The sequence below is a fragment of the Chiayiivirga flava genome (assembly GCF_014202825.1).
In the GTDB taxonomy this organism is placed as follows: domain Bacteria; phylum Pseudomonadota; class Gammaproteobacteria; order Xanthomonadales; family Xanthomonadaceae; genus Chiayiivirga; species Chiayiivirga flava.
Window position 1 is genome coordinate 139,531 of sequence record NZ_JACHHP010000003.1, and the last position, 26,301, is coordinate 165,831.

Below are 26,301 nucleotides of genomic sequence, written 5' to 3' on the forward strand. Positions count from 1 at the left end.
ATGCCAGTGCCGGATCAGCGCCGCATCAGAAATTGATCGTGTGCGACACGGAGAACACGCGGCCGCGACCGGCAAAGTAGTTGCGGTAGAAGTCGATCTGGGCCCAGCTCAGGATGTAGTACCTGTTGGTCAGGTTCTCCACGCCCACCTGCAGTCGGCCGTATTCGTTGAGATCGAAGTTCGCGGTGAGGTCGAACAGCGTGTAACCGGTGGTGTGTTCCTCGTTGCCGCGGCCTTCGTTGATGTCGCGGTCGAGCAGCATGGTGGCGCCGAGCACCACGTTGCTGCCGGGTGCGAACCGCCAGTCCACCGAAGCGCCGATCTTGTCCGGGCTGATGTCGTTGACGCCCATTTCGCGGATCAGCGGGCCGGTGCTGCCGTACGTGGTGAGTCCGCGGATGCGCGAATACAGCGCGCTGACCTTCCAGTCGTCGGCGAGGATCATTTCGGCCGTGGCCTCGTAGCCCTTGATCTCGGTGGGGGCACGCACGAGGATGAAGTCTTCGGTTTCCGGATCGACCACGAGCGAGGAGCCGAAGTCGGACTCGGAAATGTAGTGCGAGGCGCCGAACGAGAAGCGCTCGCCGCGGTAGTTGAAGCCCACCTCGCGGTTCTCCACCACCAGCGCCTGCAGATCGACGATACCGTCGACGCCGATCGGCGGATCGTTCGGGCAACCGTCCGGCTGGGTGCCGTCGGGGCTGTCGTTCGAGCACTGGATGTTGCGCAGCGGGATGCCGACGTTCGGCAGGCTGAAGCCTTCGCCGTACGAGGCGAACACGGTCCAGTCCTCGCCGATGCGGTAGATGCCGCCGAAGTTGAACAGGTCTTCCTTGTAGTCGAGCGTGCCGCCGCTGACGAAGCGGCGGTCGCGGAACCACGTGGTGGTGTAGTCGTCGACGGTGAGCTCGCCGTCCTCGCGGCGGTAGCCGCCGGAGAGCGTGAGGTTGCCGATGTCCCACGACAGCTGGAACCACGGCGCCTTGCTCTCGTAGTTCATCGGCGGCACCCAGATGCGGTTGGTGAGCGCCAGGCGCTGCTGTGCCTCGTCCTCGACGACGTCCAGGCCGGCGCGCAGTTCCAGACCTTCGGCGCCGAACAGGTCGTAGTAGGAGTACGAAGTCTTCACGCCGTTCTTCTTCGAGAAGATTTCCGACTGGTCGATGAGATCGCCGATCGGCGCGATGTCCGGATCCTGGCGGTCGCTGCCGTTTTCGGTCGGGTACCGCATCGCCTGGTCGGCGCGATACAGGTCCACGCGCAGCTCGCCGCCGGCAAGATCGTTGTTCATGTAGCGCAGCACGTACTGGCTGAAATCGTTGAACTCGGTTTTCGAACCCAGCGGCGGGATGCGCACCGCCTGGTCGGGAATGCCGAGCTCGCGGTTGCCCTCGAGCCAGGTGTAGTTGCCCTTGCCGGTGATGTTGAATTTCGCGCCGCTGAATTCGACGCGCTGCATCTCGTCTTCGCCGAAGTTGAAGCCGAGCTTGATGAAGAGATTGTCGGCTTCCGAGTCGTTGGTCGAGCCGCTCGCGTTCTGGCCGATGGTGTTGTCTTCGCCGTCGTAGGCGATGCCGCGGTCCAGGAACGAGGCCGCGCCAATCATGTCGAAGCGATCGTTCTTGTGGGTCCAGCCCAGGCCCACTTTCCACACCTCGCTGTCGTCCTCGAACTGGGTCGAATAGCGCGTGCTGAGCGTGCCGACGGTGCCGTCTTCGGTGGGCACCTTCGACAGATAGTTGATGATGCCGCCGGCGGCGCCGATGCCTTCGGACGCGGACGGCCCGTTGATCACCTCGATGCGCCCGACGATACCCATGTCGGTGAACGTGCCCTGGCGGTTGCCCTCGCGCAGCGGCGAACCCTGCGGGATGCCGTCGAACAGGCGCAGCGCGGTGCGGCCGCGCAGGGTTTCGCCGGCGTTGCTGAGCGACTGCGACGATTCGGAATAGCCCGGCACGGTGCGCGCGAGCACCGCCGTGGCGTCTTCGGTGAGCGCGAGGGTGCGCTGCACTTCGGCTTCCGAGACGACGGTCACCGCGCCCGGAATCTTGTCGACCGATTTGGGACTGCGCGTGCCGGTGACGACGATCTCGTCGAGGCGTTCGGCGTCCAGCCGCTCCTCGGCCGACGTGGCGGTGTCCTGCGCCAGCACCGGCTGCGCGAACGTGGTCAGCAACGCGAGTGCGATCGCGGCGGAAAGGGGTGTCTTCATGATCGGGTTGTCTCTCTGGTCCGGTGGTCCGGTGTAGCGGGCGTGCAGCCCTGGCGTCGTTCGATGCTGCGGCGTGGAGCCGGCATCGCGGCGTCTCCCGGCGCCGCCAACCCCCTGCGGGTCGAGGCCAGACTATGCGCACGCAGGCACGCATCAAACAGTTGCGGCCTATGTTCAGAGAGCAGGTTTTCTAACGACTCACGCAGCGAAAACTATGTTGCGCTGCAGCATCAGGCCGCGGCGTCGCTGCGCACCACCTTGCGCGCTTCCTGCAGCAGCACGTTCACCAGTCGCACGCGCACGCTCGAGCGCGACCACACCACGCCGATGCGGCGCGGTTCGGACGGCAGCGGCAGCGGCAGACAGACGAGCTTGAGACCCTCGGGCCACGGTCGCGCCCAGTCCGGCACGATCGACACGCCGAGCCCGCGGTCGACCATCACCGCGATCGCATTGAGCGCATTCACCTCGAAACGCTCGCGCGGCACGATGCCGGCGCGGCGCAGGTAATCGTCGGCCTGGCGTCCGCCCCACTGGTGCCGGTCGTAGCGGATCAGCGGCTCGCTCGCGAGCAGCTGGTGCGGATCGGCACCGGCCATGTGTGCCGGTGCGAGCACCACGAGCGGTTCCTCGCGCAGCAGCTTCCATTCGCAGGTCTTGGGCAGCGTGAACGGCGCCTGCAGCACGATCGCGGCGTCGAGGTCGTTCTCCTCCACCGCGCGGTACAGGTCGGCCGAATAGCCGGGCTTGATGAACACGTTGATCGACGGGAACGCGTCCACCATGCGCGCCAGCACGTCCGGCAGCATGCCGGCGAGCGCGGTGGGGCAGGCGCCCAGGCGCAGTTCGCCGGAGATGGCCGAATCGTTGGCGATGCTGCGCAGGTCCGCGATGCCGCGCAGCAGTTCGCGCGCGCGCTGCAGGATGCGCGCGCCTTCCTCGGTCACGCTCACGGTGCGGCCGACGCGCGCGATCAGGGGTGCGCCGAGCTCGCGTTCGATGGTGCGGATCTGCTGCGCCACGGCGGCCGGCGTGATGTTGAGCACGCGCGCGGCGGCGGCCATCGAGCCGCTGTCGACGACGGTGACGAAGGTGCTGAGGAACTGTGTTTCCACGGGAAGCTCGCAGGGGTCCGGTGCGTCGTGCCCGCGTGCGCGGACGCTGCCGAGTCTAGTCCGTTCCCGCGGCGCGGGGGGCGGACGCGGGCAGATCGCGGTAGATCGTCAGGCCGGCGAGCGAACGCGTCGGCGCCGGGAACAGCAGGCTCGCGAGATAGCCGATGACGATGCACAGCAGGATCGAGATCGCGAGGTAGAAATACGGATGCACGAGGTCCACCGCCCACGCGATCAGGGTCAGGCACAGGCTGCTGCCGATGCCGATGGCAACGCCGGGCGCGTTCGCGCGGCGCGTGAACATGCCCAGCGTGTAGGCGCCGGCAAACCCTCCGCCGAGCACGCCGAACAGCTGGATCGAGGTGTCGAGCAGCGAATGGATGTCGTAGCGCGAGAGCAGCAGCGCCACGCCGATGCCGAACAGGCCCACCATCACGCCGCTCCACTCGGCGAAGATCACCGCACTGCGCTCGCTGCGCCTGCGCCCGATGCGCTGGAAAAAATCGACCGAGAGCATGGTGGACACGCTGTTGATGATGCTCGACAGCGTCGACATGGCCGCGGCGAAGATGCCGGCGATGATGATGCCGGTGACGCCGCGGGGCAGCTCGGCGGCGATGAACAGCGGGAAGGTCGCGTCGATCGGCAGCAGCGGGTTCATCCGCTCGGGATTGGACTGGTAGTAGACGAACAGCGCGGTGCCGATGAGGTAGAACAGCACGCCGCCGGGAATCATGATGGCCGCGAACATCCACACCGAACGCCCGGCCTCGCGGTCCGAGCGCGTGGACAGCACGCGCTGCATCAGCACCTGGTCCTTGGGGAAGGTGAGCACCACATCGAACAGCACCAGGAAGACGAAGCCCCAGATCGTCGCCTTGGTGAGATCGAAGCTGAAGTCGAACAGGCGCAGCTTGTCCTGCGCCAACGCCGTGTCGACGAACTGCACGGCGCCGCCGTCGAGGTTGAACACGATGAACGCGACCGCGAACAGGGCGCCGCCGAACATCACGAACACCTGCGCGAAGTCGGTCCAGATCACCGCCTTCATGCCGCCGAGCGTGGTGTAGAGGATGGTGAAGCCGCCCATCAGCAGGATGCTCCACACCACGTCCAGTCCGGTGATGGTGGCGATGGCGAGCGAGGGCAGGAACAGGATCACGCTCATGCGCGCGCCGATCTGGGTGAGCACGCACAGCGCGCTCGCGATCATGCGGATGCCGGGGTGGAAACGCAGCTCCAGGTACGAGAACACCGACATCAGGTCGAGCCGGCGCAGCACCGGCACGATCCAGATCGCGACAAACATCAGTCCCAGCACCGCCATCAGGTTGTTCGACAGGTACTGCCAGTTGGTCTCGAAGGCCTTGGCCGGAATCGCGATGAAACTGATCGAGCTGACGTTGGTGGCGTACAGGCTGATGCCCGCCGCCCAGAACGGGATCGTGCGGCCGCCGACGAAGAAATCGTCGGTCGAGCCGCGCGTCTGGCGCAGGTAGAAATACAGCCCGATGCCGATCATGCCGAACAGGTAGACCGCGATCACCGTCCAGTCGAGCACGCTCAGCAGGTGCTTGCGTGCCTGCACCTGCGCCGCGACGAGCTGCGTTGCGCCGGCGGCGTCGCGCGCCAGCCACGCCACGCCGTCCGGCCACGGCAGCGAGGCGAGCGGGCTGTCGGGCACCGCGCCGGGCAGGGTGGCCCAGCTGCCGGTGATGGTCTGGAAGGTGGCGGCCACGGCGCCGCCGTCGGCGCCCTGCAGCAGGTAGAGGACGTGGGCCTGTCCGATCGCATGCCCGGAACCCGCCAGCACGCGGCCCGGCACCTGCGTGCGTGCGATCCAGCCGGTGTCGGCGGTCCAGCCCCAGATCGATTCGTGGCCTGCGTCCGCCACGCTCGCGTACAGGCCGCTGCCTTGTGCCGCGAGCGAGGTCGCGGGCGCCGCACCGGGCCAGACGGGCAGCGTCGTCCACGCCGGGGGGGTGGCCGAGGTGTCGATGCGGTAGAGGCGCGCGGCGTTGCCCGCGTCGCTCCCGGCGACGCTGACGATGCCGTTGCGGAGCGTGGCACGGGTCGCGCTCAGTGCCAGCGGCAGCGGCGGCAGCGGACGGCGCGCCAGCGCGTCGCCATCGAGCGCGACGTCAGCGAGCGCCACGGTCGTGTCGCGCCCGGCGCCGTCGTCGCCGAGCAGCACAAAGGCCCGGGTGTTGTCGCCGAACGCGCCGACGATGCGCGGCGGCGCCTCCGCACCGGCCCAGCGCGCGGCCTGCCACGCGCTGCCCCCTGCGGCGAGCGTGTGCGCGCCGCCGTCGGCATCGAAGGCCACCAGCGTGCGCCCGAGCGAGACCAGCATCGGTGCCGCGCCGTCGGTGCCGACGGGCGGGGCGGGCAAGACCTCGGCGCGCAGCGGCGTCAGTGCGTCGCCGCGCGCGGATGCCGGTGCCAGGACAGCCACGGCGCCGAGCAGCAGCGCGGCGACGGCGTGCCGGACCGTCACGGCGCGGCCGCCACCAGCGCCTGCGCGCGCTTGAGAAAGGGCAGGTCGACCATGCGCCCGTCCACGACGAACGCGCCGGCCTGCGTCCGCCCCGCGGCGTCGACGATGCGTCGCGCCTGCGCCAGTTCCGCGTCCGACGGGGCAAACGCCGCGTTCGCCAGCGGCACCTGCCGCGGATGCACGCAGGTCTTGCCGATGTAGCCCAGGCGACGCGCCATCGCCGCTTCGGCAGCGTACCCGTCGGTGTCGTCGAGCGCGGCCCAGGCCGAATCCATCGCGAACACGTCGGCGCGCGCCGCGGCCATGCGCAGCGCGAACATCGCGGCGTGCACGTTGGCCGGGTCGTGGCGCGCGATGCCGTGCGGTTCGAACATGTCGGCAAGGCCCAGCTGCAGGCCGGCCACGCGGGCACTGGCGCAGGCGATGTCGAACGCGTTGGCGAGCGCGCGCGGCGTCTCGATGTTGACCAGCAGGCGCAGCGGCGTGTCGACGCCGGCTTCGGCCTCGGCGCGCGCGATCACGGCCACCGCGGCACGCAGCGCCGCAGCCGTCTCGACCTTCGGAATGTTCAGCAGGCCGATGCCGGTGCCGGCGAGGGCGGCCACGTCGGGCCCGAACTGCGGCGTGTCGATGCCGTTGGTGCGCACGATGAGCACCTTGGCGGCCGCACGCGCGGCATCGGACGCGACGAACTGCGCCACCGCGCGCCGCGCCGCGTCCTTTCCGTCGGGTGCGACGGCGTCCTCCAGATCGAACGACAGCGCGTCGGCATCGCCGCCGAGCGCCTTGGCGAACAGCTCCGGGCGCGAGCCGGGGACGAAGAGCTTGCTACGCATGGTCGGAGGCCGTCATGCGCGGAAGTGTGACCGATGGGACACAAGCGATTCGATATGTCCGGCACTTTCAGTCGATAGCTTCGCTTCGTTTTCTGCGGTCCGGCGCGTGTCCGGCGTCAACCGCCGTTGGCGGCCGCGCGATGCGCTTCGCGGTTCCTGCGATTGTGGTCGAGCGTGGTGCGCAGTGCGGCGAGGGTGCTGTCGATCGCCTGGCGCGAGGCCGGCGGCCAGCCCTGCGACTGTCCGGCGAGCTGCTGCGCGATCTGCGCGATGGCCGTTTCGCAATGTTCGGGCTGGACGTGGGTGGCCAGAAGCGCGTGCACCACGGCATTGGTGGCGGTCTGGGTGCCGCGCAGGACGTCGATTTCGCTGCGCAGCGCCGCGATCAGCTGGCGGTTTTCGCTGGCGAGGCGGGCGGCGTCGGTCGGCGGGGTGGAGTTCATGGGCTGCCCTCCGTCGGGCGTGGGAGTGTCGGCCGCCCAGAGTAGCAACGACCGGCGCCGGTTCCGAGCGCCCGGTGCGCGATCCCCGCCTCGCGCGTCTGCGTATGTCGCGTTTCGTCGCCCGACAGCGTACTACCGAGCTGGTCTGGGACATTCTGGAGTGCGACATGGTCGGGTCGATGCGATACGGTCTGCTGAGTCTGGTGCTGCTGGCGGGATGGGCCGGGGCGGGGATGGCCGCCACGCAGGGGCAGGGGCGCGAGGATTACGACATCCGGCTCGACAGCGGCAAGTCGGCGTCCGGCCTGCGCGAGGCGTTCCGCGCCCGCGCCGGCAAGCGCGTGGAGGCCGATGCGCGCCGCGCCGCCGCGATCGACGCGGACCTCGCGCGCCTGCGCGCCGACGTGCCGTCCGGCACGGCCTCGTCCGCCGCGCCGGGCGAGGTGCCGCAGGTGATCGCGCGCCGCCCGGGCACGCGGCACTTCCTCACCGCGCCGTCGGACCGGCCACGGGTCGCGCTCTTGCGCGATTTCCTGCGGCGCTATCCCGCGCTGTATGGCCTGCAGTCGAGCCAGGTGGACGCGCTCGCGGTCGAGGCCGACTACGTCAACCCGGACGGGCAGCTTGCCTGGGTGATCCTGCAGCAGCGCGTGCACGGGGTGCCGGTGTTCCAGGGCGAGGTGCGCGCGGGTTTCACGGCGCGCGGCGAGCTGATCCGCACGGTGGCCTCGCTCGCGGCCGATGTCGACGCCGCCGTGCCGGACGCCTGGCACGATCCGGCCGATGCCGTTGCCGCCGCCGCGCGTTCGGTCGGCTACGAGGTGCTCGCGGGCCAGCTCGCGCGCGTGGCGCGCAGCGTGCATGCGGACGATGTCGCACGGTTCGAGCGCGGGCCGTTCGCCGACACCATCGAGGCCGAGCGTTTCTATTTTCCGATCGAGGCCGGCGTGCTGCGGCCGGCCTGGCGGGTGCTGCTGTGGGAAGACGTCGACGCCTGGTACGTGCTGGTCGACGCAGAGAGCGGCGCAGTGCTGTGGCGCAACAACCTCACCGCGTTCCAGACCCAGGCATCGACCTACAACGTCTATGCGAACCAGAGTCCGGCACCGCTCGAACCGCCGCCGACCTCTCCGAACGGCGCGCAGCCGGTCGGCACGCAGTCGCGCACGAGCTTCACCCTGATCGGCGCGCCGTTCGACAACCTCGGCTGGATCACCGACGGCAACAACACCACCGACGGCAACAACGTCGAGGCGGGCGTGGACCTGGTGGCGCCGAACGGCGTGGATCCCGGCGGCACCGCGACCGGCGTGCCGGCGCGCACGTTCAATTTTGCCTACGACCCGTACCCGGGCGGCACCGCACCGACCGATGCATCGCTGCGCAACGGCGCGGTGACCAACCTCTTCTACTGGGCCAACACCTTCCACGACCGCACGTACGCGCTCGGTTTCACCGAGGCGGCGCGCAACTACCAGAACGACAATTTCGGTCGCGGCGGCATCGGCGGCGACCGGCTCTCGGCGGAAGTCCAGGATTCCGCGACACCGAACAACGCCAACTTCTCGGCGCCTGCAGACGGCGGACGCGGGCGCTTCCAGGTCGGCATCTGGACCGGCACCACGCCGAGCATCGATGCGGCGCTCGACCAGGACGTGAGCCTGCACGAGATCAGCCACGGCATGACCCGGCGCCTGGTGGGCAACGCCGCCGGCCTGACCGGCGTGCAGGGCCAGAGCCTGGACGAAGGCTGGGCCGACTGCATGAGCATCCTGCTGCAATGGCGCAGCACCGATTCGCTCGACGCGGTGTATCCGATGGGCGAATACGCCACCGGCGGCATCACGCCGAACAACCACTACTACGGCATCCGCCGGTTTCCGTACGCGCGCATCGCGTTCCTCGGCGGGCCGATGAACCGGCCGCACAATCCGCTGACGCTGGCCGATATCGACCCGGCGCAGATCGCACTCGACGACGGCGCGTTCGCGCGCGGGCCGCTCGGGTCGCTCAGCACCACGCTGTCGCACAACAACGGCGAGATCTGGTGCTCGGCCCTGTTCGAGATCCACGCCCTGCTGCTGCAGGAGCACGGGTTCCCCACCGGCAACACGATCGCGCTGCAGGCGATGGTGGACGGGATGAAACTCACCCCGAACGCGCCGACCTTCCTGCAGGCGCGCGATGCCTTTCTCGACGCCATCGCCGCCACGCCCGGCGGCACCCTCAACGAGGCGCTCGCCTGGCGCGGATTCGCGCTGCGCGGCATGGGGCTGGATGCGAGCGTGAGCCCGACGCAGGCGGTGGTGGAATCCTTCGACGTGCCGCAGCTTGCGCAGACGCCCGCACTGAGCTTCACCGATCTCGCGTGCAACGCCAACGGCGTCGCCGAGCCCGGCGAAGACCTGCTGTTGTCCGTGCCGATCACCAACACGACCGGCAGCCCGATCACCGGCGCCACGGTGTCGGTCAATGGCGGCACCGCGGTGTCGTACGGCACCATCGCGCCGGGTGCGGTGCAGGCGAGCAACATCGGCGTGCACGTGCCGTCGAGCCAGGTGTGCGGCGTGCCGTTCGGTCTTGCGATCGCGATCGATTCGAGCGCCGGCCCGGTGCTCGCGGACCGGTCGCTGCCGATCGGCCTCATCGGCACGGTCGAGGCGAGCGACTTCGACAGCGCTCCCGCCGGCACCCTGCCGCCGGGCTGGAGCACGCTCGTCGGCGGCGCCGGCACGTTGTGGACCACCGTGGCCGGCAGTCCCATGTCGGCGCCGAACGCGGCCAGCGTCGCGCTGCCGGCCATGACCGCGAACAGCGACCTGGTCACGCGCATCTACACCGCCGCCGAGGGAGCGACGGGGCTGCGCTTCTCGCACACCTATGCGTTCGAATCGAATTTCGATGGCGGCGTGCTGGAGATCAGCATCGACGGCGGTCCCTTCTGGGACATCGTCGTGGCCGGGGGCAGCTTCGACACGGGCGGCTACGATCGCGTGCTCACGCCGTTCGGCAGCTGCGCGGCGACGCCGAACGTGCTCGGCGCGCGCATGGCATGGACCGGCAACGGCGCCGTGCGGACCACGCACGTGACCCTGCCGCCGTCGTCCGTGGGCCACGATGTGCAGCTGCGCTGGCGCGCCGCGGGCGACTGCAGCGTCGCGAGCGGCGGCTGGACGATCGACGATGTCGAGGTCGTCGGCGCGGCCGTGTGTGCGCCGGCCGCGTGCGGACCGGCAGTGTTCGAGGACGGCTTCGAGGATTGACTGCGGCACGGCGCACCGGTCGCGACGACCGGTGCGCCGTCGCCACTACACTGCGCGGCCGACCACAGACGGACCGTTGCCGTGCCCCGATACACCGGCCCCCTGCTGACCCTGCCGGAGCACGCGGCGCTGATCGCGGCGCGCGACCGTGGTGCGGCCGAGGTCGACTGCTCGCTGCAACTCGGCCGCAGACGCGACACGGTAGCGATCCGCGGCGACGGCTGGACCTGGAACGGCACGACCTACCCATACCTTGAAACGTGCAAGGACCGCACCGTCTACTACTGGGACGACGACGGTTTCGTCCCCGCATCCCGCTACGCCGGCGCGTTGATCAAGCTCGTGCCCACCGCCTGGGGACCACCGACGTTCGAGATCGACGGCATCAAGATGCTGCCCACGGCGAAGGTGTCGCCGCTCGCGGATGCCGAGCGCAAGGTCGGACTGGTCGAGCCGCGCGGCAAAACCGTGCTCGACACCTGCGGCGGGCTCGGCTACTTCGCCGACTGCTGCGTGCGCGCCGGGGCGCTGCGCGTGCTCTCGCACGAGAAGAATCCGGACGTGATCTGGCTGCGCGATCTCAATCCGTGGTCGCCGGATCACCACATCGCGTCGCCGCTGACCCTGATGCAGGGCGACGCGATCGAACACGTGGCGCGTCTGCCCGCGGCGAGCGTCGACGCCGTGCTGCACGATCCGCCGCGGTTCGGCATCGCCGGCGAACTCTATTCGCAGGCGTTCTACGGCGAGCTTGCGCGCGTGCTGCGTGCGCGTGGCCGGTTGTTCCACTACACCGGCACGCCCAACCGTCTCACCAGTGGCCGCGACGGGCCGAACGAAGTCGCAACCCGTCTGCGCCGGGCCGGCTTCGACACGCGTATCGAGGGTGACGGCGTGCTCGCGACGCGCAACGCACGCTGAGGCCGCCGGGTTTGCCGAGGATGATCCCTGGGCGCGCGGTTTTGCGTATGTACGGCACCTTCCAAGGAGCCCAGCCATGCGCAGCCCACGTCCGACCCGCGTCGCCCCGCTTGCCGCCGTCCTGGCGGCCCTGTTGCCGTTGTCCGCCGTGGCGGGCGGCGACAATGCCATCGTCGTCACCACCACCACCGACGCGGTCGACGCCTTCGACCAGCTGTGCTCGCTGCGCGAGGCGGTGCTCAATGCCAACACCAACACCCAGTTCAGCCCGGTCGACAACGAGTGCCCGGCCGGCTCCGGCGTCGCCACCGACGTGATCGTGCTCGAAGCGATGACCACCTATCCGCTCACCCGCGTCGGTGCCGACGACGAAAGCGGCGACATCGACATTGCCGACGATCCGGATCTCCCCGCCGGGATCGTCGACCTGCGGTTCCAGGGCGTGGGCATCGAGGAGATCGCGACCGTGTCGCAGACGGTCGCGGGCGAGCGGGTGTTCGAGATCGTGCAGGCCGACGTCGAGTTCGACGCCATCCTCGTGCGCGGCGGCGCCACCGCCGAGGCCGGCGGCGGCATCTACAACGACGGCGGCGCGCTGGTCCTGCGCAACATGGGCGTGGTCGAGAACGCTGCGGTCAGCGGCGGCGGCGTCTACAGCACCGGGCCGGTCACGATGCAGACCGCGAGCATCGTCTCCAACACCGCCGACCTGCTCGGCGGCGGCATCATGCAGGACGGTGCCACGCTGACCGTCACCGGCGGCGGTTTCGGCTACAACGAGGCCGTGACCGGCGGCGGCATCTATGCCGACGGCGCGGCGGTCACGCTGTCGGATGGGAGCGTGGTGGTGGAGAATCTCAGCACGTCCGATGGCGCCGGCATCATGCTCGTCGGCGAGGCAGATCTCGACATTTCCGACACGGTGTTCTCGGCCAACATCGCGGACGGCAACGGCGGCGCAATCCGGTCGCTCAGCGAAGCCACGGTCCACATCGACGACAGCGTGTTCGTCGGCAACGAGGCGACCAACGGTGGCGCGCTGCACTTCATCGGAGCCGCGAACACCATTCTCATCGCGGGCGGCACCTTCTTCGGCAACGCCGCCACCGCGTCCGGCGGCGCGATCAACGCGTCGACGACCATCGCCAACGACGCGCTGTTTGAAGCCAACACGGCGGGCACGGACGGCGGCGCGATCCTCGCGACGCTCTCGTTCAAGGCGACCGACGTGCGCGTGGTCGGCAACAGCGCGCAGAGCGGCGGCGGCATCCACGCGCAGCTGCTGACGATGGACCGCACCCGCGTCGAGGACAACGCCGCCACCGGCTCCGGCGGCGGCGCGTACGTGACCAACCGCGTGACCGTGGCCGATTCGCGCATCACCGGCAACACTGCCGGCGGCGACGGCGCCGGCGTGTACTACGACCAGTCGGAGTCGAGCCCGACCGCAGCGATGACGCGCAGTCTGGTCGCCGGCAACGTCACCCAGGGCGACGGCGGCGGGATCTGGGTCACCGGCAGCGGGACGTTTGTGCTCAGCAACACCACGATCAGCCAGAACCGCGCACCGAACGGCTCAGGCAGCGGGCTCTTCGTGGACACGGACAAGCTCGTCCGCATCGTCAACGTGACGCTTGCGGACAATTTTCCGGGCGAGAACGTCGCCAAATACGGCACGCTGGAGATGAAGAACAGCATCATCACCACGCCCGGCGGCATCGACTGCGTGGTGGCGCTGGACGATCCGCAGATCGTGTCGCTCGGCAACAACCTGGCCGACGACGACACCTGCATCGGCCTCGACGACCCCACCGACATGACCGAGGTCGACGTGCTGCTGGCGCCGCTCGCGTACACCAGCAGCACGATGCTCACGCACGCGCTGCTCGCCGGCAGCCCGGCGATCGACCGCGGCGACAACGCCGCCTGCAGCGCCGCGCCGATCGACGGCGTCGACCAGCGCGGCGGCGCACGCGACGTGGGTCTGGCCTGCGACATCGGCGCACACGAACAGGGCGCCGCGGTCTCGACCACCCTGTTCGGCGACGGTTTCGAAAGCGAGTGACGCGCCGCAGCTGACGGCCGTCCCGCAACGGCGGGGCGGCCGCACGTGCGCCGCGCGGTTCGCGCGCGGATCCGCCTGTGGCATCGTGCACACGGGCGCGAGACACGTTGCGGGAGGAAACGCGTGGATGCATTCCGGTGGATTTCCGTGGCGCTGTCGATGCTGCTCGGGCTCGGCGTCACGCGCCTCCTGTCGTCCGCGATCGCCGTCTTCCGCTCGCGGCAGCGGGCCACGCTGGACTGGGTGCCGCTGGCCTGGGCGGCGATCATTTTCCTCGAACAGCTGCAGTTCTGGTGGGCGATCATCGAGTTGCCGAGTCTCGTGCCGGTCTGGACCATCGGCTCGTTCCTGCTGCTGGTCTGCCTGACGCTGCTGCTTTACGTCGCTGCGGCGCTCGTCCTGCCATCCGCGGAACTGCAGCGCGGCGAGAGCCTCGGCGCGGAGTTCCGCCGCGACGGGCGCTGGGCACTCGCGGCGCTGAGCGTGTATTGCCTGCTGGCGCTGGTCGCGGACTGGTGGTTCTGGCGCGGGCACATGGATCCGCGCACCGCGCTGCTGATCGTTCCGCAGATCGTGTTGCCGCTGTTGTACCTGGGTCTCGCCTCGCGGCGCCTGCAGGTCGCCGTCACGCTGGTGTACGTGGCCAACGGCATGCTCGCGGCGTGGCTGCTGTCTCCGGCCGCCTACGGCTGACCGCTGCGCGGCCGATGCTGCGCAGCGTCATCGATGTGCCGTGGCACCGCCTTAGACTGGTCCGCACCAGGGGACCCCACTTCCAACCGAGGAAAACGGCATGTTCACGCAACGTCCGATGCACGCGCTGGCGCTCGCCGCGCTGTTGGTTTCACCGGCATTCGCCCAGAGCGGCGAAGCACCGCAGATGACGCCGCAGCAGCAGGCCGAGATGGAGGCCTACATCAAGGCCGGCACCCCCGGTCCCCAGCATGCGGCGCTCGCAAAGATGGCCGGCGACTACACCCTGGAGGTCCGCAGCTGGCACGCTCCCGGCGCCGAACCGACCGTGGAAGCGGGCACCGCCACCCGGCGCATGCTGCTCGGCGATCGCGTGATGGTGGAAGACGTCTCGTCGCAGATGATGGGTCAGCCGTTCACCGGGCACGGTCTGCACGGTTACGACAACACCAGCGGCAGCTACTGGTCGACGTGGAACGACAACATGAGCACCGGCCTCATGGTGAGCAAGGGCAGCTGCGACGCGGCCATGACCTGCAGCTACACCGGCAGCTGGATCGATCCGCTGACCAAGAAGGAGGTTAGCTCGCGCATGACCACGCGCTGGAGCAGCCCCACCGTGGAAGTGTTCGAGATGTACGGGCCGGGGCCGGACGGCAAGGAAACGAAGATGATGGAAATCACCTACACGAAGAAGTAGGCACGCCGCAGGCTCCGCGCGGATCGCAGGCCGATCCGCGCGGACCGGCCTGCATCCTCCGGGCGCGCCGGACGGACGCGTCGGCAATCGAAATCGCTCCAATTTCCCCGGTGCCGGACACCCGGCCGTGACCGCCCTGCGTGCGGCCATGACTTCCGTCACTGTTTAGTGTGTTGGTAAAGTAGAACACTACTTACCCACACCAACGGAGCACCGACATGAAAGCAAGGCTGTTGACCCTCGCCATCGTCGCCACCGGCATCGTCGTCGGCGGCAGCCCGATCCACGCCCAGGACGCCACCGGCCTCGCGCCTGCAGTCACCGCGACGGGCACGACGCTCGCCGCCGCGGCGTCCGGCATCGCCACCCCCGATCCGGCAGCGCAGATCGAGGAACTGGCCCGCCTGTTCCGTGCCGGCGATCTGGCCGCGCTTGCGCAGGCCTCGATCCCGCCGTCGCAGTGGCAGCACATCCGTGCCGCCTGGGACCTGGAGCGGCGCGAGCCGATCACCGACGCCGAGCGCGTCCGGTTCGCCGAGAAGTTCGCCAGGATCACCGCACCCGATGCAGTCGACCGGATCATGGCCGAGGTCGAACCGAAACTCGAAGAAGCGCGCCCGCAGGTGCCCGGTGCCATGCTCATGGGTTTCGGCGCGATGCACATGGCCATCGCCTCGCCCGACAGCGATCTCACCGACGCGCAGCGCACCGCGCTCGAGGCGGCGCTGCCCGGCCTGCAGCGCTGGGCCGGCGCGACCGATTTCCTCGACGCCGCCACGCTGCGCGACGCCCTGACCCTGCTCGTCGACGCCGTGCGCCGCAGCGGCGTCCAGAACCTCGATCAGCTGCGCGCGCTGTCGTTCGACGAACTGCTGCGTCGCGGCGGCGGTGTGCTGGCGGCCGCCAAGGACGCGGTGCAGCTGTACGGCGTGGACGTGGATGCCATCGCCGATTCGGTCCGCGTCGAGGTGCTGGAAAACGACGGCGAGACCGCACGTGTGCGCACCACGGTCACGGTGTTCGGCGCGCCGGTGTTCGGCGAGCACGACCTCGTGCTGGTCGACGGCCGCTGGTACGGCAAGCAGGCGGTCGTGCAGTGGTCGCATGATGATGCGGACACCGACACCGCGGGCGAGAACGAGCCGGTCGAAGGCTGAGCGCGGCTGCAGCGCGGGAGCGCGCGACGCGCGCTCCCGGGACCAGCCCGATCCCGTCCCGGAAGACAGGGCGGCAAGCTGACATCACGCTGACATGAAGGTGCGGAACACTGCCAGGCCGCGCGGCGCACACTGCCGCCTGCTTCCGATCGGACCTTCCGCCATGTTTCCGTCGCGTTTCCTCGTTCCGTTTCTGCCGTGTCTGTGTGCGTCGCTCCTCCTCGCCGCGTGTGCGTCCACGTCCCCGCGCTCGCACGGCGTCGGCGCCACCGCCACCGGCGAGGAGACCGGCCAGTCCGATGCCCCGGTCATGGCCATCGGCGCCGGCACGCCGGTCGTGCCGGCCGCCGAAACCGTCGCGGTCGGCACGCGCGATGCCGACGCGGCCGACGATCCGGCCATCTGGGTCGATGCCGCGGACCCCGCGCGCGTCGTGATCTACGGCACCGACAAGAAGGCCGGGCTCTACGCCTACCGGATCGACGGCTCGGTGCTGCAGCATCTGCGCGGCGGCAAGCCGAATAACGTCGATCTGCGCGACGGGTTCGTCGTCGACGGCCGTGCGCAGGTGCTCGTCGGCGCCAGCGACCGCAGCCGCGACCGCTTCGGCGTGGTCCTGTACCTGATGGATCCGCAGACGCTGGACACACGCTTTTGGGGCCACGTTCCGGTCGACCTGGTCGAGCCGTACGGCCTGTGTCTGGGACGCAGCGGCGCCGCATTCATCGTCGTGGTGAACAGCACCGACGGACAGGTGCGTCAGCTCGCGGTCTCTGCCGGCGCCGACGGCAAACCCGTCGCGGTCGAGCAGAAGCGGTATGCGCTGCGTTCGCAGGTGGAAGGCTGCGTCATCGACGATGCACGCGGCCATGTCTACATCGGCGAAGAAGCGCATGGCGTCTGGCGCTACACGCTCGACCCGGCCCGCGGCGACGAGCACATTCAAGTGGCAACCGCACCGGGCGAAGCGCTTGTCCCCGATGTCGAAGGCCTTGCGCTGCTGCACGATGGCACCGCGAGCTGGCTCATGGCGTCGAGCCAGGGCGACTCGGCGTTTGCGGTCTGGCGCGTCGATGGCGAACCGGTCTACCGCGGCCGCTTTTCGGTGGTTGCGCACGCGGGCATCGACGCGGTGACCGGCACCGACGGCATCGCGGCGCTGGCCGGACCGGTCGGACCGTATGCCGACGGCCTCGTGGTGGTGCAGGACGATATCGACGAGACCCCGGGCACGAGCGGCGAGCGGCAGAACTTCAAGCTCGTCGACTGGCGCACGATCCGCACGGCGCTGTCGCTCGACCGCTGACGCCGACGGCGCCCGCCCGCGCCGGTCCGGCGCGCGGCCGTCAGGGTTCGAATCCGTCGGCGTAGAACGGCGTCAGCACCTCTGCGAGCGAGGCATCGCGATAGCTCGCGACGGCGCTCCGGCTCTCGCCGGAGAGCACATCGAACGCGCCGCCCACGTGGATGCGCTCGCCCTGTGTGCGCACTGCCGCCACATGGCCGTCCGGCTGCGGATTCCACGTCGGGTCGACGCTGCCGGTGGCGTCGATCCGTGCCAGATGCTGGCGCGGCAGTCCGCCCACGGCGCCGAACGCGCCGCCCACGTAGACGCCGCGCGCCGCATCGATGGCGATGGCATCGACGTATCCGAACTCGGCGCCGGGGTTCCATCCGGCATCCAGCACTCCGTTTCGCCCGAGGCGGGCGAGGTTGGTGCGCGGTGCGCCGCCGAACAGCGAAAAATTGCCGCCCGCGTACACGTGCGCTGCCGTCAGCGCCAGCGTGCGCACCTCGCCGTCCGCGCCGGGGTTCCACGCCGGGTCCACCCCGCCCACGCCCAGCGCGGACACGCGCGCGATGTTGCTGCGCAGGCTGGCGCCGACGCTGTCGAAATACCCGCCCAGGTACACCGTCGAGTCGCGGTCGACCGCGATCGCATACACGGTCGCGCCCGGGTTCAGGGCCGGATTCCAGTCCGGATCCACCGCGCCGTCGCCGCTGGCGATGCGTACCACGCCGCGCCTGGGCTGTCCGCTGACGGCGCCGAAGTAGCCTCCGGCATACACGTGCGGACCGCGCACGGCGAGCGCCAAGACGTCGCTGTTGGGCATCGGCGCCCACGCCGCGTCGACCGCGCCGTTGGCGGCGATCTTCGCGAGGCCGACGCGCGCATGTCCACCGATCTGCCGGAACCGGCCGGCCGCATAGACGTTGCGCGCGGCATCGCTTGCGAGCGCCAACACCTCGCCGTCGGTGCCGGGGGTCCACTGCGAATCGAGCGTACCGTCGGGCCGCAGCCGCAGCAGGTTGTCGCGCCGCTCACCGTCGGCGCGGAAGAACGCGCCACCCAGCAGCACGCCTCCGTCGGCCTGCGTCTCGATCGCCAGCACGCGGCCCGCGCGCTCCACATCGAGCGCCGCGACCAGATCCGCCTCGGCCGACAGCAGGGCAAGACCGGCGCATTCCTGCGCGTCGATCGCGAGGAAGCGGCCGCCGGCCAGCAGCCGGCCCGCCGCGGACACCGCGAGCGCGTGCACCACGTCGTCGGGCTCCGGGCGCCACGACGCATCGCTCGCGCCGGTGCCGCTGCGCAGGATGCGCGCGAGGCGACGCTGCGGCACGTCGTTGACGGTCTGGAAGGAGCCGCCGATGAACAACGCGTCGTCCGTTGCCGCGATCGCATACACCGTGCCCTGCGCCGCGGGTGTCCAGCCCGCGTCGACCGCCGCGCTGCCGCCGGCCGCCACGCGCGCGAGGCCGCGATGCGCCTGCCCACCGATGGTGGAGAACTGCCCGCCGACAAAGATCGCATCGCTGTCGTCGACGGCAAGCGTCATCACCGAATCGTCCGGCGCGGGATTCCAGTCCGCATCGAGCACGCCGGTGCCGGCCGTCGACAGCTTCGCGAGGTTGGCGCGTGGCGTGCCGGCGACGCCGGACAGCTGCCCGCCGACATACAGCGACGCCGTGGCGCTGTCGACCAGCAGCACGAACGGAATACCGTCGACGCCGGGATTCCACTGTGCATCGACCGCTCCGCTGCTCGCCGACAGGCGCGCAAGTCCCGTGCGTGCGGTACCTCCGATCTGGTTGAACACCCCCGCCACGAACAGCGCGCCGTCCCCGTCGAGCGCGAGCGAGGTGACGCTGCCGTTGGTGTCGGCGCTCCATCCGGCATCCACCCCGCCGGTCGCGCCCGTGATCCTTGCGATGTTGTTGCGATACAGGCCGCCGACGGTCTGGAAGGTGCCGCCCAGGAACACCGCCCCCGTGCCTGCATCCGCCACGATCGCAGTGACGCTGCCGTCGCTCACGTCGGGATTCCAGAGCGGATCGAGCGTGCCGTCGGCCTGCAGACGCGCCGCGCGACCGCGCGGCACGCCGTCGACGCGGGTGAAGTCGCCGCCGATCAGCATGCGCCCATCCGGCAGGCGAGCGATCGCATTCACCGACCCGTTGATCGTCAACCGCAGGTCCGGCAGCGGTTCGAGCACCTGCGCGCGCAGCGCACCCGGGAGCAGCAGGCAGACGACGAGCAGCATCGGCAGCGAAAACCGAAGACAGGGGGCTGGCATGGAACATCCGTGGCAGTGGGCGTCACCGCGAACAACGCCGTTTCGCGGCGGCCTGCGCCATCCGGGCCGCGAACGGCTCGCGCAGCGTCACGCGGGGCGGCGTGCCAGCACCAGTTCGCCTTGTACCGGGTCGCCCGATTCCATCCGCAGCACCACCGTCTCGTGCACGATATCGACGAATCCTGTCTGCGCCAGTTGCGACACGATGCGTGCGGGACTGTGGCGGTAACGCCCCGTGCTTGGGAGTAGCTCCGTATCGGGTCCGTCGCTGCGCTCGACCGAGAACGCGAACACGCCGCCGGCGCTCACGCGTGCAAACACGGCGTCGAAGACCGGCGCCAGCGCTGCGACGTAGACGAACACGTCGGCGGCGACGACCAGATCCCACTGCGAGCGAGTGTCCCGCAGGAATACGAGGATTTCCGCGGCGTGCAGATCCCGGTACAGACTCTTTGCGCGCGCGTGCTCCAGCATGCGCGGCGACAGGTCGACGCCGTCGATGGCGCGCCCGGCGCGCGCAAGCGCGTTCGCCATCAAACCCGTGCCGCAGCCCAGGTCCAGCACGCTTGCGGCATCGGCGTTGCCACGCGCGGCGATGAAGCGCGCGAGACGCTCGGGCGTGGCATAGGCGAGCCGGTCGACGAGGGTGTGTTCGAAGCGATCGGCAAAGTCATCGAACAGGCTGCGGATGTAGTCGCTTTCGACATCGGCGGGCAGGACGCCGTGGACGGCGGCATGAAAGTGCGCGATCACCGCGTCCTCCGGGTCGCGGGCCTTCGCCGCGTCGAACGCGCGCCGCGCAGCGTCGCCGTTGCCGAGCTTGAGTTGCGCGCGTCCGAGCCAGCACCACAGTTGCGCGTTTTCCGCGTCGGCCCGCAGCAAGGTCTCGAAGCGCAGTGCGGCGTTTGCGCTGTCGCCGGCCTGCATCAGCGCAATGGCATGATCGCAGGCGACGTCCGGTGCCTGCGGCGCCAGTTGCAGGGCGCGCGTGCGGCTTTGCAGCGCGGCACCCGCCTGGCCGAGCGCCGCCTGCGCATCGCCCAGGCCACGCCAGGCGTCGAGCAGATCCGGAGCCTGCCGTGCCAGGGCCGCGAACGCGTCGAGCGCGTCGCGGTTGCGTCCGAGGCGGCGCAACGTCTGTGCGCGATGCAGACGCAACGCGCGCTCGTTCGGCGCGATGCGCAGACCCGCTTCGAACGCGGCAAGAGCCTCGTCATGGTCGCCGGTGTCGCGCGCTGCCAGTCCGAGCGCGTTCCAGGCGCTGGCACGCCCGGGCGCCAGCGTGCACGCGCGTCGCGCCGCGGTCAGTGCCGCTTCGCCGCGCCCGCTGCGGCGCAGCGCCAGCGACAGGTTGACGGCAAGTTCCGCATTGGACGGTGCGGCGGCGGCCAGCGGTTCGAGCACGTCGACCGCTTCGGCGTCACGGCCCTGCTGCAGCAGCAGCACCGCCAGCGCGGCGCCTGCACCCGACGCCTCGCTTGCGAGCAGCGAGCGGTAGGCGCGTTCGGCGTCCTGCGTGCGTCCGGCACGGTGCAGGGCCAGGGCGGCATCGAGCGGTGAGCTGGACATGTGCGGGGCGGGCTGGAGGACAAGCCCGTCATGGTAGCGGCAGCGGGGCGTTGGTCGTCGGCGGGCGGCCGACGGCGGCGAGCGGCCGATTCCGCTGCCGCCAGCGCATCGGGCGCAGCATACGAAAAATGGAACTGCGGGGGAGCATGCGTGCGCCATGCTGCACCGCAGCTTGCCCCAATGGACGATGGCCGCACCGCCCTGCGCGTGGGATTACTGCGACACGGTGCCGCCGCGAGCGCGGCCGTGCGTGGGGGCGCACGATGCACCGCCGCGGCGTCCGGGGTTCGGACGCGCGATGCGTGGCACGCCCGCGTGCGCACGCATCCCAGCCAGGAGTGCAGCGATGCGTTCGATCCGCGCCATCCATCCCGTCGTGGCCACCGCCTGCAGGCGCGCTGCGCGCCTTGCCGCGCTGGCACTGTTGCCGTGCATGGTCGCCGCGCCCGCGTTCGGGCTGAGCGAGGTCACCGGCTTCGGCAGCAATCCGGGCAACCTGAAGATGTTCACCTACATTCCGGCCGGCCTGCCGGCGAACGCGCCGGTGGTGGTGGCGCTGCACGGCTGCACGCAAAGCGCGGCGAGCTACGACGCTGAAACCGGCTGGCAGCTGCTGGCCGACCGCTGGAAGTTCGCGCTCGTGCTGCCGCAGCAGCAGAACGGCAACAATTCCAGTGCCTGCTTCAACTGGTTCGAGGCCGGCGACATCGCGCGCGGGCAGGGCGAGGCGCTGTCGATCAAGCAGATGGTCGATCGCACGCTCGCCGATCACGGCGGCGACACCGGTCGCATCTTCGTCACCGGCCTCTCCGCCGGCGCAGCGATGACGGCGGCGATGCTCGCCACCTACCCGGACGTGTTCGACGGCGGCGCCATCCTCGCCGGCATTCCGTACAACTGCGGCACCGGCACCACCGCAGCCTTCAGCTGCATGAACCCGGGCAGCGATCTTTCGCCGGCCGCCTGGGGCAACAAGGTGCGCGCTGCGTATTCGTCCTGGAGCGGGCCGTGGCCGCGCGTGTCGATCTGGCACGGCGATGCGGATTACACCGTGCGCCCGGCCAACGCCACCGAAGCGATGGAGCAGTGGACCAACGTGCACGGCGTGGACCAGACGCCGGACATCAGCGACACGCTCGCCGGCTATCCGCACAAGGTCTATCAGGATGCGAACGGCGTCGCACGCGTGGAAACCGTGCTGGTCACCGGCATGGGACACGGCACGCCGGTCGATCCGGGCACCGGCGAGACGCAGTGCGGCACCGCCGGCGCGTACATCCTCGACGTGAACATCTGCTCCAGCTACTACATCGGCCGCTTCTGGGGCCTGGACAACCTCGACGCCATCGCGCCGTCGGTGGCACTGACCGCACCCGCGAACGGCGCCAGCGTCAGCGGCAACGTCGCGATCACCGCGAGCGCGAGCGACAACGTCGGCGTCGCGCAGGTCGAATTCCTCGTCGATGGCGCGCTGCTCGGCAGCGACACATCCGCGCCGTATGCGGCCACATGGAATGCGGCGGGCGCGGCCAACGGTTCGCACGTGCTGCAGGCGCGTGCGACGGACCTCGCCGGCAACGTCGCGACCTCGGCCTCGCGCACGGTCAACGTGTCCGGCGGCATCGTCGACACCACGGCGCCGACGGCCGTGCTCGTCTTCCCCGGCAACGGCGCGTCGCTCTCCGGCACGGTGACGCTGTCCGCCGACGCGGGCGACGATTTCGGCGTGACCGCGGTCGATTTCCTCCTCGACGGCGCGCTGCTCGGCAGCGGCAACCGCAGCGGCCAGGCCGGCCCGTGGACGCTCGACTGGAACACCACCGGCGTCGCGAACGGCGCGCACACGCTCGCGGCGCGAGCGCGCGACGCGGCCGGCAACATCGGCACCAGCGCGAGCGCCGCGATCACGGTGAACCAGAACGTGCCGGCGCTCGGCGAAACCTTTTCCGACGCCAACGGCGACGGCAGCTATTTCGATGTCGCCGGCTGGAGCGGAGACTTCGTCGCCAACGCGCTCAACGCCACGCTCGGCGGCGGCGCGAGCCAGTCGTCGTACGGCGCGGCGTCGTCGGGCACGGGCTGCAGCGTGGGTCTGAAGACGAAGTTCCTCAGCCGCAGCGTCACGCTCGGGCCGGCGCCGCGCCTGTCGTACGCGCGCAAGCTCGACCTGAAGGCCAATACCAACAGCAGCTACAGCGCGTACTTCCGCGTGAAGATCGGCAACGTCACGGTCGACGATCGCACCGTCACCTACGCCGCGCATGTGGACGCGGACTGGGTGCGGCGCGAGGAGATCGACCTGTCCGCGTTCGCCAACCAGACGGTGACCTTGCGCTTCGAGGTCGGCGCCAATGCCAACGTGTGCCTGGAAGCGTACGCGCGTGCAAACGTGGATGACATCCGCATCGTCAACGCGCAGCAGGACGCGGACATCGTCGCGCCGGCGGTGAATCTGGTGGCGCCGGCGAACGGCGCCACGCTGTCCGGCAGCGTCGACCTCACCGCCAGCGCCAGCGACGCCAGCGGCGTCGCGAAAGTGGAGTTCTACGCCAACGGCAGCCTGCTCGGCGTGGACACCAACGCGCCGTGGACCTTCACCTGGAACACCGCCGCGATGGCCAACGGCAGCGTGGCGCTGATGGCCAAGGCCTACGATCCGGCCGGCAACGTCGGCAGCGACGACGACACCACCGTCACCGTGTCCAACGGTGGCGGCAGCACGCCCACGGTGGTCACGTTCGCCAACGAGGACGCCAACGACGGTTACCTCAAGGCCGCCGCCGACGGCAGCGGCGTGGCCATCGGCACGCTCGAATCGAGCATGGGACTCGCGCTCGGGCGCGGCACCGACGGCAAGTTCAACCGCGCGCTGCTGTCGTTCGACACCTCCGCCCTGCCGGACGGCGCGAGCATCGTCTCGGCCACGCTGACCGTGACCTACCGCAGCGCGTCCGGCAATCCGTGGGCGAATCCGTCGGCCAACACGCTGCTGATCGATGCGCGCAACGGTTGCTTCGGCGGCTGCGCGCTGGAGACGTCCGACTACGCTGCGGCAGCCACGGCAAGCGGCGTCGCCGACCTGCTGCGCTTCACCGGCGGCACGCAGGGCAGCAGTGCGTTCTCCGCGGCCGGCCTTGCGGCGATCAACCGCAGCGGACGCACGCAGCTGCGCCTGCGTTTTGCGGGCAATCCGACATCGACGAATTACGTGTGGATCGACAAGGGCGCGTCGGCGACATTGCGGATCGAATATCTGCCGTGATGCCGACGCATTTGCGAGATCAAAACCCACCCCCATCCCGGCCTTCCCCCGTCAAGGGGGAAGGAGACCAGCCAAGCAAGAGCATTTCAATCGCGGCCGCTTGAAGCCCTTCCCCCTTGACGGGGAAGGGTTGGGATGGGGGTGGCTGTTGCCCTGCTTCAGAAGCCGACGCCACACCACCCAGACAGCCGCCTTAACAAACCCACTCCTCAGCGCCGCACCAGCGCCAGATCCGCCGGCACATACCGCGCACCGCTCGCACCTGACGCGCCGATCGCGTCGAGCTCCGCGATCTCGCCCGCATCGAGCACCAGCGTTGCCGCCGCAAGATTGTCTTCGAGATTCGTACGCCGCTTCGTGCCCGGAATCGGCACCAGATACGGATCGCGCTGCAGCAGCCATGCCAGCGCCATCTGCGCGGCCGACACGCCGCGCGCGGCGCCGAGCTCGCGCACCCGCACCGCGAGCCGCAGATTGATGTCGAAGTGTTCGCCCTGCAGGCGCGGATCGCCCCACGACCGGTAATCGTCGGCCGGATAGTCCTCCGCGCGTTTCGCCGCCCCGGTGAGAAAGCCGCGACCGAGCGGACTGAACGGCACCAGCCCGATGCCCAGTTCGCGCAACACCGGCAGCACCTCGTCCTCCAGGCCGCGCTCCCACACCGAATACTCGCTCTGCAGCGCCGACACCGGCTGCACCGCATGGGCGCGGCGGATCGTCTGCGCATCGGCCTCGGACAGGCCGAAATGCAGCACCTTGCCTTCATCGATCAGGTCGCGCACCGTGCCGGCCACGTCCTCGATCGGTACGGCCGGATCGACGCGATGCTGGTAGAGCAGGTCGATGCGATCGGTCCGCAGCCGCCGCAACGACGCCTCGACCACCGTCCGGATGTGCGCCGGCCGGCTGTCGACGCCAACGCGCCGCCCGTTGTCGATCGCAAACCCGAACTTGGTCGCAATCGTCACGCGGTCGCGACGCTCCGCGAGGCAGCGGCCGAGCAACTCCTCGTTGTGGAACGGCCCGTAGACCTCGGCCGTGTCGAAGAAGGTGCAACCGAGTTCGAGTGCACGGTCGATGGTCGCCGCGGATTCGGCCGCGTCCGCGCTGCCGTAGGACTGGCTCATGCCCATGCAGCCCAGGCCGATGGCCGACACCACGAGGCCCTGGCGGCCGAGCGAACGGGTGGGAAGCATGGGGCACCTCGACGGACGGAGAAACGGGCATTATCGCCACCTGCCACGGGGCCGCGGTGGGAAACACAATCCCGAACCCGGTCCTTGTGCCGCGCCGCCGCCGTCCCGACAGCTCCGACACGGAGCCGTCCCACCGCACGCATCCCGCGTGCGGCACGTGTCTCCCACCAGGATGCCGACCATGACCGTTTCGATCTCCCGCCTCACCGTTCCCGCCTATACCCGCGGCCTGCGCGTCCTCTCGCGCTACCTCGACAAGGCGATCGAATTCTCCGCCGCCAACCCGTCCGCCCCCGCGCTGATCGACGCGCGCCTCGCACCGGACATGCTGACCCTCGCAGGCCAGGTCCAGCGCGCCAGCGACACCTCGAAACTCGCCATCGCGCGCCTGCTCGGCAGCGAGGCGCCGAAGTTCGACGACAACGAAACCACGCTCGAGCAACTGCGCGACCGCGTCGCCAAAACGCTCGCCTACATCGAAACGGCCGACAGCGCGGCGCTCGACGCCGCCGCCACGCGCGAAATCAACCTCACCTTCGGCCCGACCAAACACACCTTCGCCGGCGAAGACTTCGTCACCACGTTCGCGCTCCCGAACTTCTACTTCCACCTCGCCATCGCCCACGGCATCCTCCGCCACGCGGGCGTCGCGATCGGCAAGCTCGACTACCTCGGTGCAGCGGGTTGACGCGGCTGTTTCGCAGACAACAAAAAAGCCCGCATCGTTGCGGGCTTTTTTGTCCAAAGGGAGTTGGATGCCGCGCGCCAGTTCTTGCCAATACAGGCGCTAT

At 69.8% G+C, this 26,301-nt stretch carries 17 protein-coding genes; 9 read left to right on the forward strand and 8 right to left on the reverse strand.

Annotated features, from left to right (window positions below; translation table 11 throughout):
- Positions 1 to 25 precede the first annotated feature (25 nt).
- From HNQ52_RS09150 to HNQ52_RS09170, 5 genes are all read right to left on the reverse strand, one after another.
- A complete protein-coding gene (locus HNQ52_RS09150) occupies positions 26 to 2,215 on the reverse strand; it encodes a TonB-dependent receptor (protein WP_183960838.1) in 2,190 nt (729 codons plus the stop codon).
- 230 nt (positions 2,216 to 2,445) lie between these two features.
- The gene (locus tag HNQ52_RS09155) at positions 2,446 to 3,330 is read right to left on the reverse strand and encodes a LysR substrate-binding domain-containing protein (RefSeq protein WP_183960839.1); all 885 of its coding nucleotides are present in this window, start codon (positions 3,328 to 3,330) and stop codon (positions 2,446 to 2,448) included.
- Between the two features lie 55 nt (positions 3,331 to 3,385).
- Positions 3,386 to 5,827, reverse strand: coding sequence for a sodium:solute symporter family protein (locus tag HNQ52_RS09160; protein ID WP_343059285.1), 2,442 nt, complete (start codon positions 5,825 to 5,827; stop codon positions 3,386 to 3,388).
- A complete protein-coding gene (locus tag HNQ52_RS09165; protein ID WP_183960840.1) occupies positions 5,824 to 6,663 on the reverse strand; it encodes an HpcH/HpaI aldolase/citrate lyase family protein in 840 nt (279 codons plus the stop codon). The genes HNQ52_RS09160 and HNQ52_RS09165 overlap by 4 nt, the downstream gene beginning before the upstream one ends.
- 116 nt (positions 6,664 to 6,779) lie before the next feature.
- Entirely contained in the window at positions 6,780 to 7,106 is a 327-nt protein-coding gene (locus tag HNQ52_RS09170) for a hypothetical protein (protein ID WP_183960841.1), read from the reverse strand.
- Positions 7,107 to 7,180: 74 nt separating this feature from the next.
- Between HNQ52_RS09170 and HNQ52_RS09175 the strand changes: the two genes are divergently transcribed.
- The 7 genes from HNQ52_RS09175 (at position 7,181) to HNQ52_RS09205 (ending at position 17,211) form a co-directional block, all read left to right on the forward strand.
- The gene (locus HNQ52_RS09175) at positions 7,181 to 10,369 is read left to right on the forward strand and encodes a M36 family metallopeptidase (RefSeq protein ID WP_183960842.1); all 3,189 of its coding nucleotides are present in this window, start codon (positions 7,181 to 7,183) and stop codon (positions 10,367 to 10,369) included.
- A gap of 81 nt (positions 10,370 to 10,450) precedes the next feature.
- Entirely contained in the window at positions 10,451 to 11,290 is an 840-nt protein-coding gene (locus HNQ52_RS09180; RefSeq protein WP_183960843.1) for an SAM-dependent methyltransferase, read from the forward strand.
- Between the two features lie 76 nt (positions 11,291 to 11,366).
- Complete coding sequence (locus HNQ52_RS09185; protein WP_183960844.1) at positions 11,367 to 13,355, forward strand: choice-of-anchor Q domain-containing protein; 1,989 nt, start codon at positions 11,367 to 11,369, stop codon at positions 13,353 to 13,355.
- A 123-nt stretch (positions 13,356 to 13,478) separates the two neighbouring features.
- The gene (locus HNQ52_RS09190; protein WP_183960845.1) at positions 13,479 to 14,048 is read left to right on the forward strand and encodes a hypothetical protein; all 570 of its coding nucleotides are present in this window, start codon (positions 13,479 to 13,481) and stop codon (positions 14,046 to 14,048) included.
- A 100-nt stretch (positions 14,049 to 14,148) separates the two neighbouring features.
- Entirely contained in the window at positions 14,149 to 14,748 is a 600-nt protein-coding gene (locus HNQ52_RS09195; protein WP_183960846.1) for a DUF1579 domain-containing protein, read from the forward strand.
- A gap of 218 nt (positions 14,749 to 14,966) precedes the next feature.
- Positions 14,967 to 15,905: a hypothetical protein gene (locus tag HNQ52_RS09200; RefSeq protein ID WP_183960847.1), complete on the forward strand. Its 939-nt coding sequence runs from the start codon at positions 14,967 to 14,969 to the stop codon at positions 15,903 to 15,905.
- A gap of 163 nt (positions 15,906 to 16,068) precedes the next feature.
- Positions 16,069 to 17,211, forward strand: a complete 1,143-nt coding sequence (locus HNQ52_RS09205; protein WP_221282020.1) for a phytase — start codon at positions 16,069 to 16,071, stop codon at positions 17,209 to 17,211.
- Positions 17,212 to 17,251: 40 nt separating this feature from the next.
- Here the strand turns inward: HNQ52_RS09205 and HNQ52_RS09210 are convergent, their stop codons facing one another.
- Together HNQ52_RS09210 and HNQ52_RS09215 are read right to left on the reverse strand one after the other, a co-directional pair.
- Positions 17,252 to 19,483, reverse strand: a complete 2,232-nt coding sequence (locus tag HNQ52_RS09210) for a ligand-binding sensor domain-containing protein (protein WP_183960848.1) — start codon at positions 19,481 to 19,483, stop codon at positions 17,252 to 17,254.
- Between the two features lie 87 nt (positions 19,484 to 19,570).
- The gene (locus HNQ52_RS09215) at positions 19,571 to 21,052 is read right to left on the reverse strand and encodes a tetratricopeptide repeat protein (protein WP_183960849.1); all 1,482 of its coding nucleotides are present in this window, start codon (positions 21,050 to 21,052) and stop codon (positions 19,571 to 19,573) included.
- 346 nt (positions 21,053 to 21,398) lie between these two features.
- On the opposite strand from HNQ52_RS09215, the gene HNQ52_RS09220 reads away from it, so the two are divergent.
- Entirely contained in the window at positions 21,399 to 24,314 is a 2,916-nt protein-coding gene (locus HNQ52_RS09220) for an extracellular catalytic domain type 1 short-chain-length polyhydroxyalkanoate depolymerase (RefSeq protein ID WP_183960850.1), read from the forward strand.
- 209 nt (positions 24,315 to 24,523) lie between these two features.
- On the opposite strand, the gene HNQ52_RS09225 is transcribed toward HNQ52_RS09220, so the two are convergent.
- The gene (locus HNQ52_RS09225; RefSeq protein WP_183960851.1) at positions 24,524 to 25,510 is read right to left on the reverse strand and encodes an aldo/keto reductase; all 987 of its coding nucleotides are present in this window, start codon (positions 25,508 to 25,510) and stop codon (positions 24,524 to 24,526) included.
- A 181-nt stretch (positions 25,511 to 25,691) separates the two neighbouring features.
- Here HNQ52_RS09225 and HNQ52_RS09230 point away from each other — a divergent pair, with 181 nt between their 5' ends.
- Positions 25,692 to 26,198 (forward strand): DUF1993 domain-containing protein, encoded by a 507-nt coding sequence (locus HNQ52_RS09230; protein ID WP_183960852.1) that lies wholly within the window; start codon positions 25,692 to 25,694, stop codon positions 26,196 to 26,198.
- Positions 26,199 to 26,301: the final 103 nt, after the last annotated feature.